Below are 12,586 nucleotides of genomic sequence, written 5' to 3'. Positions count from 1 at the left end.
ATCGACACCTGCTACGACGTCTCCAAGGCGACGCTGGTCAAGCTCTATGATGAGCTCTATGCGGCGCGCGTCGTGCTGGAAGGCTCGATCCTGAAGCCCAATATGGTCATCTCGGGCAAGAAATCGGGCAGGACCGACAGCCCGGAGGAAATCGCCGAGAAGACGATCAAGCTGTTCCGCGAAGTGGTGCCGGCGGCGGTGCCGGGAATCGCCTTCCTTTCCGGCGGCCAGGAGGACGAGGAGGCGACCGCCAACCTCAATGCCATCAACGCCATCGGGCCGCATCCGTGGAAGCTGACCTTCTCCTATGGCCGCGCCCTCCAGGCCGCGCCGCAGAAGGCGTGGAGCGGCAAGGCTGCAAACGTTGCCGCGGGCCAGGCCGCCTTCATCCACCGCGCTCAGATGAACCATCTGGCGGCGCTCGGAAAATGGAAGCCGGCGCTGGAGAAAGCCGCCTGACACCATCCCTTCGCAGTCAACGGAAGATCCGGGCCATCGGCCCGGGTTTTTGTTTTTTGCAGGCCGCATCCCTACCTGATGCAGCGAAACGCGGCAGCGATGTCGGATCGCGCCCATGTCGAACGTCCTTGGCAGGAGAGGACAGGAGATGGTCATGCAACGCAATGCCGTGGTTTCGCGCGAAGACTGGTTCGAAGCGCACCGAACGCACCTCGAGCGCGAGAAGGAACTGACACGGTTCCGCGACCTTGTTGCCGCCGAGCGTCGGCAGCTGCCCTGGTTCAAGCTGCGCAAGGATTATGTCTTCGAAAGCGAAGCGGGGCCGAAGCGCCTTGGCGAGTTGTTCGCCGGTAGGAGCCAGCTGATCGTCTACCATTTCATGATGACGCCGGGTTGCGATCACCGTTGCCAGGGCTGCTCGTTCCTCGCCGACCATATCGACGGCGCCAACCAGCATCTGAAGTATCATGACGTCTCGCTCGTCGTCATTTCGCGCGCACCGCTGGCCGAGATCCTGCCCTACAAGCAGCGCATGGGCTGGAAGTTCGACTGGGTGTCTTCCTACGCGTCCGATTTCAACTTCGACCTGCAGGTCTCCTTCACCGACAAGCAGATCGCCGCCGGCGAAACCACCTACAATTTCGAGAAGCGTCCGTTGCGATCGAAAGACCTGCCGGGCACCAGCGTCTTTTACCGCGACGGCAATGGCGACATCTTCCTCACCTTCCTGTCGCGAGCCCGCGGCGGCGACGCGCTGATCGGCGCCTACCATTATCTCGACATGACGCCGAAGGGCCGCGATGAGACCGGCCCCTATCACGGGTTGATGGACTGGGTGCGCCTCCACGACGAGTATCAGGACAAGGAAAAGGACGGGCCGGACTGCTGCGCGTGAACGGCGTCGTTCACGTCAGCCCAAACATGCGCTAATGGCTTGCGGGTCACGCCAACGGAACCGCCATGCCGCGCCTGCTTGCCCTTCTTACCTGGCTCGCTTTCCCGATCTATGTCTGGCAGGGCCTCGGCGTGCGGCGGCGCACCACGCGCATGCTGCCCGCGCGAGGCCCGGTCCTGCACGAGATACCGGGCAAGGCGCCGCCCGTCGCCTTGCTGGTCCTGGGCGACTCCTCGGCAGCGTCGGTCGGGATCGAGCAATCCGAATACGGGCTTGCCGCGCAGCTTGCCGGCCTGATCGCCGATCGCACCGGCAGCGCCGTGCGCTGGCGCGCCGCCGGCTTCAATTCGGCGACATCCGGCCAGATCCGCGATTATGTGCTGCCCAATCTGTCGGCCGATCATTGGACCCATATCGTGCTCGCCATCGGCACCAACGACACCAAGAACTTCCACTCCGTGCCGCGCTTCAAGAAGGAGTTCGGCGGCCTGCTCTACGCGCTGCGCGCCAAATGGCCGGAAGCGCGTGTCGTGTGGTCGCCGGTGCTGGAATTCACCCGCTCGCCGGCAATGCCGCCATTGCTCGGTGGGATTCTCGAGATCCGCGCCACGGAAATGAACCGCATGGGCGTGCGGCTCTGCAACGAGCGCGGCGCCATTGCCGCCGCGCGCCTACCGATCACCGATCCCGAGGCCGGTTTCGCCTCCGACGGATTCCACGCTTCCGAAGCAGGCTATCGCGCCTGGGCGGAGCATCTGCTGGATTTCGTGCTGTGGTGAAGCGAGCCAGGTAAGTTGAGCCTCAGGTCAGGACACGCCACTCGCAGGCCGTCCTCGCCTGAATATGGACAGACCTACGCCCAGTGCCCAAGCACCGCCGCAAGCGAGATCGCGGCCATGGCCAGCAGCGCCAGCTTCCAGAAATCGCCACGCCGCTTCAGCCCCGGCCATCCCAGCGGCTTGATGACCTGGATCAGCATGATGCCGCAGATGACAAGGGCGAGCAGTTTCGTCATGCCGCCTTTGACCAGCAATGCCGATGCCTGTCAAAGCCGTTCTTAAGGCACCCTTCGTGCGGACCATTCCTGACAGAACCGGCTTCATTTGAACCCTGCGAAGGGCACCGCACCGGCTTCTTCGGCACCCTGTCAACCTCCTGACAGACTGCTGTCAGGAGGCGTGTGAGATACTCTCCTCATCGAAAAGAGAGGAGTGAGGTCATGAACGGTTTTACCATTCTGCGCAGCGTGCAGCACTATGTCGGCAGGATCCGCACCGTGCGCAACGAGATCCGTACCCAGCGTTTCCTGAACACATTGCCGGCGGACATCCGCAAGGACATTGGCTGGCCGGACCTTTACACGGGCCGCGTGCGCGAAAACTGAAATTTTGCCGCCGCGACTTGGATTGTGGCGGCACCGCGCCCAGATGTAATGGCAGCCAGTGATGTTGAGTTCAGGGAAGAAGCATTGTTTGCCGGTAGCTTCGCCGCAGCCTCCTGACAGGATGTTGTCAGGAGGCGTGCGGTAGTTGGAGCGGCTTCGATCCTGACAGCAACGAACACGAACCGACGATCAGGACCAATCCGCGTATGGTGAAAAGCTGGAACGACAGGCTGAACACGCCAGGCATCAACGGCATCAAGCCGTCGCCGCGCACGGTCGGCGATGTCGTCGAGGGCCAGTCGATGCTGGTGCCGACTGCGCGTCAGGTCGACGACTTCATCCGCTCGATTCCTGAAGGCGTCGAAATGGATGTTCGTGCGTTGCGTACCGCTCTGGCGATCGAGCACGGCGCCGAAGTGACATGCCCGGTGACGATCGGCTACCATCTGCGCACCGTTGCCGAGGCCGCTCACGAGAACCTCGAGCGCGGCATGGCGCCGGGCGACGTCGCGCCCTTCTGGCGAGTGCTGGATGCTGGGACGCCGACCACGGGCAGATTGTCCTTCGGAGCGAAATTCGTTGCCGCGCAACGCAAGCGCGAAGGGCTGAAGCCATAAACCCCGGGGGAGAAATCGATGCGCCGCGCCGACAGGCTTTTCCAGATCGTGCAGCATTTGCGGGGTGGCCGGCTGGTCACCGCGCAGAAGCTCGGCACGTGGCTCGAGGTTTCCGAGCGCACCATTTACCGCGACATAGCCGACCTGCAGTCGACCGGCGTGCCGATCGACGGCGAAGCGGGCGTCGGCTACATGATGAGGGAGGGTTTCGACCTTCCGCCGCTGATGTTCACGCGTGACGAGATCGTGGCGCTGGTTGCCGGCGCCCGCATGGTGCGCGCTTTCGGCGGCGCGGCAATGGCGAGGGCCGCCGACGAGGCGCTGGTCAAGATCGGCGCCGTGCTGCCCGATGCCGAGAAGGATCGCATCGCCCGCACCGAAATCCACACGCCGATGTGGGTGGTGAGCGACGCCGCGCGCGAGGCCATCGACTTGATCGAGCGCGCCGTCGAGAAACGCCAGGTGCTGACCATCGACTATTCCGACGAGGCCGGCCGCGGCACCGCGCGCGACATCAGGCCGCTCGGCCTGTGGTTCTGGGGCAAGGTCTGGACCCTGGTCGCATGGTGCGAGATGCGCGACGATTTCCGCGCTTTCCGCATCGACCGCATCGCCTCGGTCGTCATCGCCGGCCGTATCTTCAAGCCGGAGCGCGGCAAGCAGCTCGCCGATTTCTACCGCGCCGTCGAGCGCTCAGAAGATTACGGCATGGCGCCCGACCGCGCCGCGCGGACGTGACTTCCTCCCAAGCCATTGTCCAACGAAAAAGCCCGCGCGAGCGGGCTTTTTTGTTGGGTTCGTGATACCGCCGCTCAAAAAGCGTGCAGCAACCGCAGCGCGAACTACTCGTCGTCCGCATCCTCGTTCTTCGACTTGAGCGCCGAAAGCTTGGCGAAGACGGCGTTGGCGTCCAATTCCTGGTCTTCGTCCTTCGGCTTCTCGGGCGCGGGCACCAGCCGTTCGGTGAGCGCCGCGGGCAGCAGGGTGTCGCCGACGGGCTGCGCCGGCTCGCGGCCGCGCGAGGCGCGATTGACTTCGAGGTCGAGGTCGATCTGCGAGGTAAGGCCGAGCGTCACCGGATCCATCGGCTGCAGGTTGGCCGAATTCCAGTGCTTGCGCTCGCGGATCTGCTCGATCGTCGACTTGGTGGTGCCGACAAGACGCGAGATCTGCGCGTCCTTGAGTTCCGGGTGGTTGCGCACCAGCCACAGGATGGCGTTCGGCCGGTCCTGGCGCTTCGACAGCGGCGTGTAGCGCGGGCCCTTGCGTTTCGACTCAGGCACCCGCACCTTCGGCTCCGACAGCTTCAGCCGGTAGTTGACGTCCTTCTCGCCGCGCGCGATCTCGTCGCGCGTCAGCTGGCCGGTGATGATCGGGTCCATGCCCTTGATGCCCTGCGCCGACTCGCCGTCGGCGATCGCCTTGACCTCGAGCGGATGCAGTCCGCAGAACTGCGCGATCTGCTCGAAGGAGAGCGCGGTGTTGTCGACCAGCCAGACGGCGGTCGCCTTGGGCATCAGCAGCGAATTGGCCATATCAAAAATCCTTCTCGTTCGCCCGCGTTCCCGCGGGCGGTGGTTTTAGAGCCACCAAAATGGGAAATTCGCGGCCTGTATAAACGCTCCCTCCAATTTTCGCAATGTTTTTGGGAAGGGCCCCGATTCACAGCCCTGGAAAGACAAAACCCGCTGGACGAGGTCCAGCGGGCTTGGAACCGGAAACAAAGCAAGCGTCTCGACGGCTCTGGCTTGCATGTCGCAGCCCGGCCTTGCGGTCGGACTGCGTCTGATTACACCGCCTGGCGGGCGATACGCTCGATGTCGGCACGGTTGATGCCGAGGTCGCTCAGCTGGCGGGCATTGAGCTTGTTCAGCTCGCGCACGGTTTCGTTGTACATGCGCCACTTACGGAAAGCACTGATCGGGTTCATGATGGTTTCTCCAGTCGTTTGGTCAAATCGTTTGATGCCGCGTAAATAGGCACTCCTGCCCACAAATTGAACGGACGCTTTTGCATGGCCGCAATGCGTTTTGTGCATTGCAGCATTAAGCCTTCGTTCAGCTTGTCGCTAAGGGAGGGCGCGGAGCCGGGATGGGCCGATATTCAGGTCAGGCCGAGCCGAGAACAATGGCTTCCGAGAACCGGAGCGGAGCGTACTTTAGTACGTGAGCCCCGGAAGCACAGGAAGCCATTATTCGCAGGCCGGCCTCACCTGAATATCGGCCCGTCCTAGCCGACGTCGAGGACGATCTTGCCAATATGCTCGCCCTCTTCCATCCGCTCATGTGCGCGCCAGGCTTCGGTCAGCGGAAAGATCATGTCCATCACGGGGGCAACCTTGCGCGTGCCGAGCAGCGGCCACACCTGGGCCTCCAGCGCGGCGGCAATCGCCGCCTTGAATTCGACGGTGCGCGGGCGAAGTGTCGAGCCGGTGTGGGTCAGGCGCTTGACCATAAGCGTTGCGAAATTGGTGCTTGCGACGGCGCCGGCCTGCACCGCGATCTGGACGATGCGCCCCTCGACGGCCGCCGCCTCGTAGTTACGCGCGACATAGTCGCCGCCGACCATGTCGAGGATGACGTCGGCGCCCTTCCTGTCGGTCGCGTCCTTCACCGCGGCGACGAAATCCTCCTCGCGGTAGTTGATGGCCCGGGCGGCGCCGAGCTTGAGGCAGGCGTCGCATTTCTCTTTGCTGCCGGCAGTGGAGATCACAGTGGCGCCGAATGCCGAGGCGAGCTGGATGGCGGTGGTGCCGATGCCGGACGAGCCGCCATGGACGAGCAGCGTCTCACCCTTCTTCAGGCCGCCGCGCTCGAACACATTGTGCCAGACGGTGAAATAGTTCTCCGGCACGGCGGCGGCTTCCGAATAGGTGAAGCCGGCCGGGACCGGCAGCACGCTGCCGGCATGGACCTTGACATATTCGGCATAGCCGCCGCCCGGCGTCAGCGCGCAGACCCGGTCGCCGATGCGCCAGCGCGATATCTCGTCGCCGAGTGCCGCGATTTCGCCGGCCACCTCGAGGCCGGGCAGGTCCGAGGCGCCGGGCGGCGGTGGATAGGCGCCCTTGCGCTGTTGCACGTCCGGCCGGTTGACTCCGGCCGCGTGCACACGGATCAGCACCTCGCCGCGGCCGGGCACCGGCACGTCGCGCGTTTCCGGCTTCAGCATCCTGGGGCCGCCGGGCTGCGAGATCGCGATGGCCGTCATATTTGCCGGAATCTTCTGCCCGTTTGCCATAGTGTCCCGTTCTCCTTGCGTGCGCCTCGGCCCGAAAACCGGAATCGATTATCGGGAAAGCTCGTTGCGCGACTTACTACGCGTCTGAAAAGGCGCACGGCGCTCCAGGCCTGTCGCCGGCCGTTTGCATCAGCGCCCCTGCCCTATGTATGCTGATTGTCAAATCAGGCAAATGGCCAAGTAAGGGAGGAGCGACGGATGGCGATCTTCGACGACGAACCCAGGAAGAAGCCGCGCCCGCACGAGATCGGCCAGGACCTGTCGCTGCTGTCCGTGGACGAATTGTCCGAGCGCATCGCATTGCTGCGCGACGAGATCGCCAGGCTGGAAGCCGAGCGCAGCGCCAAGGGCGCCACCAAATCCGCCGCCGAGTCGCTGTTCCGCCGCGGATAAATTGTTCGGCGTGCTCGCTCGCCGCCGAAAAGCCCGAATACATCTGTCTTCAGACCCTGCGTCTCGAACCCGGATCAAGCGATGTTTGCAACCTACAGACCGATCCTCTCGCTGCTGCGCGGCACGGCGTTCCTGCTCGCCGCGTCCGGCCTGCACGGCCTGCTCTTGCCGCTGCGCGGCCAGGTGGAGGGTTTTTCGACCGCATCGCTCGGCCTGATGGGCACGGCCTGGGCGGGCGGCTTCGTCGCCGGCTGCTTCTTCGCGCCGCGCCTGGTGCGCCGCGCCGGCCATGTCAGGGCTTTCGGTGCCTTCGCCGCGTCAGGCGCGATCATCGCGTTGCTCACCGGCCTCATCATCGACGAATATTTCTGGATCCTTTTGCGCGCCTTCACCGGCTTCACCATGGCCGGCGCCTTCATGGTGATCGAGAGCTGGCTGAACGAGAAGGCCACCAACGAGAACCGCGGCACCGTCTTCGGCCTCTACATGATGGTCACCTATGCTTCGATCATGGGCGGCCAGATGATCGTCGCCGGCGGCGATGTGCGGTCGGCCTCGCTGTTCATGATCACCGGCATCCTTTTTTGCCTGTCGCTCATTCCGACGGCCGTGTCGACGCAGTCGCATCCCAAGCCCCTGCAGGACGTCAAGCTCGACGTCAAAGGCCTCTACGCCAATTCACCGGTATCGGCGGTGGCCTGCCTCCTGATCGGCATCGCCAACGGTGCCTGGGGCACGCTGGGCGCCGTTTATGGCGCGCGCGTCGGCATATCGACCGCCGAGATCGCGCTGATGATGAGCCTGGTGGTCATTTCCGGCGCCGCCATGCAGCTACCGGCCGGGCGTCTGTCGGATACAACCGACCGCCGCTTCGTGCTGGCCGGCGCGGCCTTCGGCGCGGCCCTGGTCGCGGTGCTGATCTTCCTGATCGCGCCGCGTTCGAGCGTCTTCATCATCGTGATGACCGCCGCCTATGGCGCGTTCGCCTATACGCTCTATTCGATCGCTGTCGCGCATGCCAACGACCACGCCCGCTCCGAGGACTTCGTCAAGGTTTCAGGCGGCCTGCTCCTGCTCTATGGCTTCGGCACGATGATCGGTCCGCTCTTGGCCGCGGCCTTGATGGGCTCGGTGCGTCCAGAGGGGCTTTTCCTGGCAACCGCGCTCGCGCATCTCAGCCTTGCCGGCTACACGCTGCTGCGTATCCGCGCCCGCGCGCCGGTGCCGATCGAAAACCGCGATGCCTTCAAGACGCAGCCCGCGGACCGCGCGGTCACGCCCGAGGCCACGCGGCTCGATCCGCGCAGAAAGGTTGAAACCAATAGTTGAGATTCGCAAGACTTTGCCTCACAAATAAAGGCATGATGTTTTCTGACGCCTTTGTGGCGATAGCCGATCCCAACCGGCGCTATCTTTTGGAAGAACTCCGGCGCGGCCCGAAGACGGTGAACGAATTGGCGGCCGGGTTGCCCGTCTCACGCCCTGCGGTCTCCCAGCATCTGAAGGTCCTGCTCGACGCCGGCCTGGTCAATGCCAAGGCCGAAGGCACGAGGCGCGTCTATGCCGTCAGCAGCGCCGGCTTCCTCAGACTCAACATCTGGCTCGACCAGTTCTGGGAAACGGCGCCGGGGGAATAGTCCTGACATGTCGCTCAGAAGTGTGCAGCGGCTCTGAGGCAACGACATGCATCAGACAAAGATCCAAAGCGCGATGCGCTTTGGCTGGAGGCCTCAAGCCGCCGCCTGCAGGGCAGCGCCGAGCGCATCGAGCAGTTCGCCGGTGCCATGCTCGCGGGTGGCCGGCGTATCGATGCCGTCGAAGAAGGCGCCCTGTTCCGTCAGGATAAACCGCGTTCCCTTGCCTTCGGGGATAAGCTCGATCGTCGCGAGCGAAACCGAGACCCGGGTTTCGCCGAACAAGAGCTCATAGCTGTAAACGATGCGCCGGTTGGGCACGATATCCTGATAGACCGCGTTGTAGAAATGCATCTGCCCGTCGCTGGGACAGCCGGCGTTCACCTCCTTGCCGCCAACGCGAAAATCCATCTCATGCCGGCTGGGCATGGGACTGTCGGGATCGACGAACCAGCGCTTCTTGGCCGCCGGATCGCTCAGCGCGAAATAGACCTTCTCGGGCGCCGCTGGGTAGACGCGTTCGATGACGAAGGTGGAATGGACGACGGATCGTTCGCTCATGATGTATCCTTTCAGATTTCGTCTTTGGTCTGGGCGAGGAAATCGCCGAGACGGTCGAGCCGGCGCTCCCAGGCGAGCCGCCGCTCGTTGATCCAGCGCTCGGCGGCCCGAAGCGCCTGCGGTTCGATCCGGCAGGTGCGGACCCGGCCAAGCTTCTCGGTCCTCACCAGGCCGCTCGCCTCGAGCACGTTGAGATGCTGGACGACGGCCGACAATGACATCGCCAGCGGTTCCGCCAGCTGGCTGACCGACGCCGGCCCGCGCGACAGCCGATCCACCATTTGCCGCCGCGCCGGATCGGCGAGCGCCTGGAACATCAGGTCGAGCTGGGCGGGATCGTGCAGCATCGCGCTCTAGAGCATGATGCCGAAAAGTGTGAAGCGGTTTTCGGACGACATCATGCTCTATCTCTTTGATTTAGAGACGGATTCAGATTTCAGGTGGATTCGACCTGAAATCATCCGGCTCTAGCCGTTGTTGTAGGGGAAGAACTTGAAATAGGGCTGCGCTTCCTCGATGACGCGAGCGAAGGACGGATGCGCGAGCAGCCGGTCGTGGTAGCGCTTCACCGCCGGGAACTTGTCGCCGAACGGCTCGACCTTGTTGGCATAGAACAGCGCCGGCGACGCGGAGCAGTCGGCCATCGTGAAGGTCTCGCCCACCGCCCAGGTCTTGCCCTGCATATCCTCTTCGACGATGGCGTAGGAATTGCGCAGTTGCGCCCGGCACTCCTCGACGCCGAACGGATCGGTCTTGTCCTTTGGCCGCAGCCTGTCGCCGACGATCTTCTGCATCGGATGCTGCACGTAGAAATCATAGAAGCGGTCGGCCTGGCGGACCTGAAGGGCGAGATCGATAGCGGCGGGAACGAGCTCGACCGGCCCCGGATAATGCGCGGCGATATATTCGACGACGATGGTCGATTCCAGCACCGTGCGGTCCCGCGCATCGTCGCGCAGCGCCGGCATCTTGCCGGTCGGCGACACTTTCAGGAAGGCAATGCGCGATGCCTCGTCGCCGAGATCGACGATGACCGGTTCGAAAGGCGTGCCGTTCTCGTAGAACGCGATCAGCGGCTTCCAGCAGAATGAGGCCAGCGGGTGGAAATGCAGCGTCAGGGACATTCCGGCTCTCTTTCGCGTTCGGCCGTTGGACAATACTGAAGTGATCACTTCACTATTGTCCCAGGCGGCTTGAGTCAAGGCGGCTTCTTGTCAGCGCTGCCCGTGAGCGGCGATAGCGTCGACGATTTGAGGCCAGTCGTTGCGGTGCAGTTCATGGCCGCCGCCTTCGACCTTGACCAGCCTTGCGCCGGGAACGGCCTTGGCCAGCGCTTCGCCATGCTCGATCGGGAAGAGCGGGTCGGCGCTGCCGTGGATGACGAGCAGCGGCGCGCGAAGATCCCGCACCGTCCGCTGCGGGCCGCCGCCCTTGAGCAGGAAATGGTTGGTCGCGCTGGCGAGACCGCCGGAGCGATCGTAGTCCGCCTCGATCATCGCGCGCGTCCGTTCCTCGTCGAACGGATGGCGCGTGCTGGCAATCGCGCGGGCGTCCTTGACCATGAAGTCGAGCACCTGGTCCCTGTTCGACCAGTCGACATCGGCGCCCTGGGCCGAATGTTCCTTATAGGCTTCGGTCGTCCCGGGCAGGCCGGATGTGTCGACGCCGAGCGGCGAAGAAGAGATCACCGTGAGCGCGCCGACGCGTTCGGGATATTTCAGCGCGACGCTCTGCGCGAGCATGCCGCCCATCGACATGCCGGCGACATGCGCCCTGGCGACGCCGTGGTCGTCGAGCACGCGCATGGCATCGTCCACCATGTCCTCGAACGTGTAGGTCGGCGCCCCCGGCGGATATTTCGTCGACAGGCCGGTATCGCGGTTGTCGTAGCGGATGACGAAGCGGCCGCGCTCGGCAAGTTGCCGGCAGAAGGCTTCGGGCCACCACGACATCGAGGCCATGGCGCCCATGATCAAAAGGATCGTCGGATCTTTCGAACTGCCGAAGGTCTCCGAAACGATGTCGGGGCGCTGCGTTGCCGTGGTCATCTGCTCCTCCAATCCGATTGCATTTTGCAATCAGTTGCATGATAGTGAAACCGATATGATAATGCAACTGGTTTTTCTGGAGACTGCCATGAGCATCGACCGTCGGTCCGGTTGCCCGATCAATCTGTCGCTCGAAGTGTTCGGTGACCGGTGGAGCCTGATCATCCTGCGCGACATGATCTTCGGCGGAAAACGCCATTTCCGCGAGTTGCTCAACGGCTCGATCGAAGGCATCGCCTCCAACATCCTGGCCGACCGGCTGAAGCGGCTGATGCAGCTCGGGCTTCTGACCAAGGCCGACGACCCCAGCCACAAGCAGAAGGCGATCTACAGCCTGACCGAGATGGCGATCACGCTGGTGCCGATCATGGCGCAGCTCGGCGCCTGGGGACGCGTCTGGCTGCCGGTTACGGAAGAATTGTCGATCCGCGCCGAGCTGCTCGAAAAGGGCGGCCCGCCGCTATGGGAGCAATTCATGGACGAACTGCGCCGCGAGCATCTGGGCATGCCTTCGAAGACGCCGCCGGACACGCCCACCGTGCGCCAGCAACTGCGCGCTGCCTACGAGGCGGTTGTCGCACGAAAGGCTGAGGCCACTGTGGGTTGAGCGCTTTCGTCCCGGTAGCCCTTGGAGATTGGCCGAAACGTCCCTCGCGTCGTCATCCTATGGTCTGCGCCGCGTCGCTTCGCTCCGGAATGACGACATTGGAAGACTAGTTCAAATTGATATCCCGGCTCGCCGACCGCATCGACACCGAGAAGCCGGCCAGCACGTCGAACAGCGCGATGATCATCAGCGTGAAGAAGACGGAGTGCGCCGCGCCCTTCACCAGCAGGAATTCGACCAGGAAGGCGATGAAGACCAGCGTCGACAAAAGATGATCCAAGATCGAGGCATTGGTCGTGCGCACCGATTTCGAGATCTCGATGAACAGGAAGATCAGCCCGATCAGCACCATCAGGTCGCCGAGCGTCATCGAGAACACGCCGCCCGACATCATGCGGAAGGAAAACATCTCGGTCATCCACGGATCGTCGCCGCCGCCGAACAATCCGAGCAGGCCGAGATTATAGAGGACGAAGGGCACGATCAGCAGCGGGATGGCACCGAACATCTGGGCGACTCCAATGGGGGCACCCTTTTGTAAAATCCGCCGCAGGCGCGCCGTCAAGGGTTTTCACCGGCGGCGGCGAACACGCTCTAAGACCTAATGAAATAACGATGTCAGCCAGTTGTTCGACTGACATCGCGCCATCATCTCACGCGCGAACGACCCTTAGAGCGGTTCCTGCTTTGACGGAATCGAGGGGGATTCCGTATCCACGGTTTTTGTGATTCAAAATGCTGGCTGGAA

General features: G+C 63.4%; 19 protein-coding genes. 10 read left to right on the top strand and 9 right to left on the bottom strand.

Translation table 11 applies throughout. From position 1 onward, the window contains the following. From FJW10_RS30070 to FJW10_RS30060, 3 genes are all read left to right on the top strand, one after another. Positions 1-459, top strand: a 459-nt coding sequence (locus FJW10_RS30070) for a class I fructose-bisphosphate aldolase (protein ID WP_140902737.1), incomplete at its 5' end; no start/stop codon positions are given. A gap of 154 nt (positions 460-613) precedes the next feature. Beyond that, a complete protein-coding gene (locus FJW10_RS30065; protein WP_140902736.1) occupies positions 614-1,354 on the top strand; it encodes a thioredoxin family protein in 741 nt (246 codons plus the stop codon). Positions 1,355-1,419: 65 nt separating this feature from the next. Further along, positions 1,420-2,133, top strand: coding sequence for an SGNH/GDSL hydrolase family protein (locus tag FJW10_RS30060; RefSeq protein ID WP_140902735.1), 714 nt, complete (start codon positions 1,420-1,422; stop codon positions 2,131-2,133). 74 nt (positions 2,134-2,207) lie between these two features. Here the strand turns inward: FJW10_RS30060 and FJW10_RS30055 are convergent, their stop codons facing one another. Then, entirely contained in the window at positions 2,208-2,387 is a 180-nt protein-coding gene (locus FJW10_RS30055) for a hypothetical protein (protein WP_042641561.1), read from the bottom strand. 186 nt (positions 2,388-2,573) lie between these two features. Here FJW10_RS30055 and FJW10_RS30050 point away from each other — a divergent pair, with 186 nt between their 5' ends. From FJW10_RS30050 to FJW10_RS30040, 3 genes are all read left to right on the top strand, one after another. Then, entirely contained in the window at positions 2,574-2,738 is a 165-nt protein-coding gene (locus tag FJW10_RS30050) for a hypothetical protein (RefSeq protein ID WP_116397974.1), read from the top strand. Between the two features lie 206 nt (positions 2,739-2,944). After that, positions 2,945-3,355: a hypothetical protein gene (locus tag FJW10_RS30045; RefSeq protein WP_181177716.1), complete on the top strand. Its 411-nt coding sequence runs from the start codon at positions 2,945-2,947 to the stop codon at positions 3,353-3,355. A gap of 18 nt (positions 3,356-3,373) precedes the next feature. Continuing rightward, the gene (locus FJW10_RS30040; RefSeq protein ID WP_091578656.1) at positions 3,374-4,093 is read left to right on the top strand and encodes a YafY family protein; all 720 of its coding nucleotides are present in this window, start codon (positions 3,374-3,376) and stop codon (positions 4,091-4,093) included. Positions 4,094-4,197: 104 nt separating this feature from the next. On the opposite strand, the gene FJW10_RS30035 is transcribed toward FJW10_RS30040, so the two are convergent. The 3 genes from FJW10_RS30035 to FJW10_RS30025 form a co-directional block, all read right to left on the bottom strand. Next, entirely contained in the window at positions 4,198-4,890 is a 693-nt protein-coding gene (locus tag FJW10_RS30035) for a DUF1013 domain-containing protein (protein ID WP_140645780.1), read from the bottom strand. A gap of 254 nt (positions 4,891-5,144) precedes the next feature. After that, the gene (locus tag FJW10_RS30030; RefSeq protein ID WP_095767350.1) at positions 5,145-5,285 is read right to left on the bottom strand and encodes a DUF1127 domain-containing protein; all 141 of its coding nucleotides are present in this window, start codon (positions 5,283-5,285) and stop codon (positions 5,145-5,147) included. Between the two features lie 299 nt (positions 5,286-5,584). Next, positions 5,585-6,595 carry an NAD(P)H-quinone oxidoreductase gene (locus tag FJW10_RS30025; RefSeq protein WP_140902734.1) on the bottom strand — a complete coding sequence of 337 codons (1,011 nt, stop codon included), beginning with the start codon at positions 6,593-6,595 and terminating at the stop codon, positions 5,585-5,587. Positions 6,596-6,793: 198 nt separating this feature from the next. On the opposite strand from FJW10_RS30025, the gene FJW10_RS30020 reads away from it, so the two are divergent. The 3 genes from FJW10_RS30020 (at position 6,794) to FJW10_RS30010 (ending at position 8,625) form a co-directional block, all read left to right on the top strand. Then, complete coding sequence (locus tag FJW10_RS30020) at positions 6,794-6,988, top strand: DUF1192 domain-containing protein (protein WP_140902733.1); 195 nt, start codon at positions 6,794-6,796, stop codon at positions 6,986-6,988. Positions 6,989-7,069: 81 nt separating this feature from the next. Then, positions 7,070-8,317, top strand: coding sequence for an MFS transporter (locus FJW10_RS30015; RefSeq protein ID WP_140833075.1), 1,248 nt, complete (start codon positions 7,070-7,072; stop codon positions 8,315-8,317). A 32-nt stretch (positions 8,318-8,349) separates the two neighbouring features. Next, positions 8,350-8,625: a metalloregulator ArsR/SmtB family transcription factor gene (locus tag FJW10_RS30010; protein ID WP_040985209.1), complete on the top strand. Its 276-nt coding sequence runs from the start codon at positions 8,350-8,352 to the stop codon at positions 8,623-8,625. 93 nt (positions 8,626-8,718) lie between these two features. On the opposite strand, the gene FJW10_RS30005 is transcribed toward FJW10_RS30010, so the two are convergent. The 4 genes from FJW10_RS30005 to FJW10_RS29990 all read right to left on the bottom strand — a co-directional run bounded on the left by FJW10_RS30005 (position 8,719) and on the right by FJW10_RS29990 (position 11,231). Further along, positions 8,719-9,183: an SRPBCC family protein gene (locus FJW10_RS30005; RefSeq protein WP_140902732.1), complete on the bottom strand. Its 465-nt coding sequence runs from the start codon at positions 9,181-9,183 to the stop codon at positions 8,719-8,721. Positions 9,184-9,194: 11 nt separating this feature from the next. Further along, positions 9,195-9,530 (bottom strand): metalloregulator ArsR/SmtB family transcription factor, encoded by a 336-nt coding sequence (locus FJW10_RS30000; RefSeq protein WP_140833071.1) that lies wholly within the window; start codon positions 9,528-9,530, stop codon positions 9,195-9,197. A 120-nt stretch (positions 9,531-9,650) separates the two neighbouring features. Then, positions 9,651-10,307: a glutathione S-transferase family protein gene (locus FJW10_RS29995; protein WP_140902731.1), complete on the bottom strand. Its 657-nt coding sequence runs from the start codon at positions 10,305-10,307 to the stop codon at positions 9,651-9,653. Positions 10,308-10,397: 90 nt separating this feature from the next. Beyond that, positions 10,398-11,231 carry an alpha/beta hydrolase gene (locus FJW10_RS29990; RefSeq protein ID WP_140902730.1) on the bottom strand — a complete coding sequence of 278 codons (834 nt, stop codon included), beginning with the start codon at positions 11,229-11,231 and terminating at the stop codon, positions 10,398-10,400. Between the two features lie 88 nt (positions 11,232-11,319). Here FJW10_RS29990 and FJW10_RS29985 point away from each other — a divergent pair, with 88 nt between their 5' ends. Next, entirely contained in the window at positions 11,320-11,838 is a 519-nt protein-coding gene (locus FJW10_RS29985) for a helix-turn-helix domain-containing protein (RefSeq protein ID WP_140902729.1), read from the top strand. 106 nt (positions 11,839-11,944) lie between these two features. Here the strand turns inward: FJW10_RS29985 and FJW10_RS29980 are convergent, their stop codons facing one another. Next, on the bottom strand, positions 11,945-12,346 hold the full coding sequence (locus FJW10_RS29980; RefSeq protein ID WP_042641631.1) for a hypothetical protein: 402 nt from the start codon (positions 12,344-12,346) through the stop codon (positions 11,945-11,947). Positions 12,347-12,586: the final 240 nt, after the last annotated feature.

The sequence above is a fragment of the Mesorhizobium sp. B4-1-1 genome, assembly GCF_006439375.1.
GTDB lineage: Bacteria > Pseudomonadota > Alphaproteobacteria > Rhizobiales > Rhizobiaceae > Mesorhizobium.
Note: the sequence above shows the minus strand (reverse complement) of the source record. Positions and strands in the feature narration are given on the sequence as shown.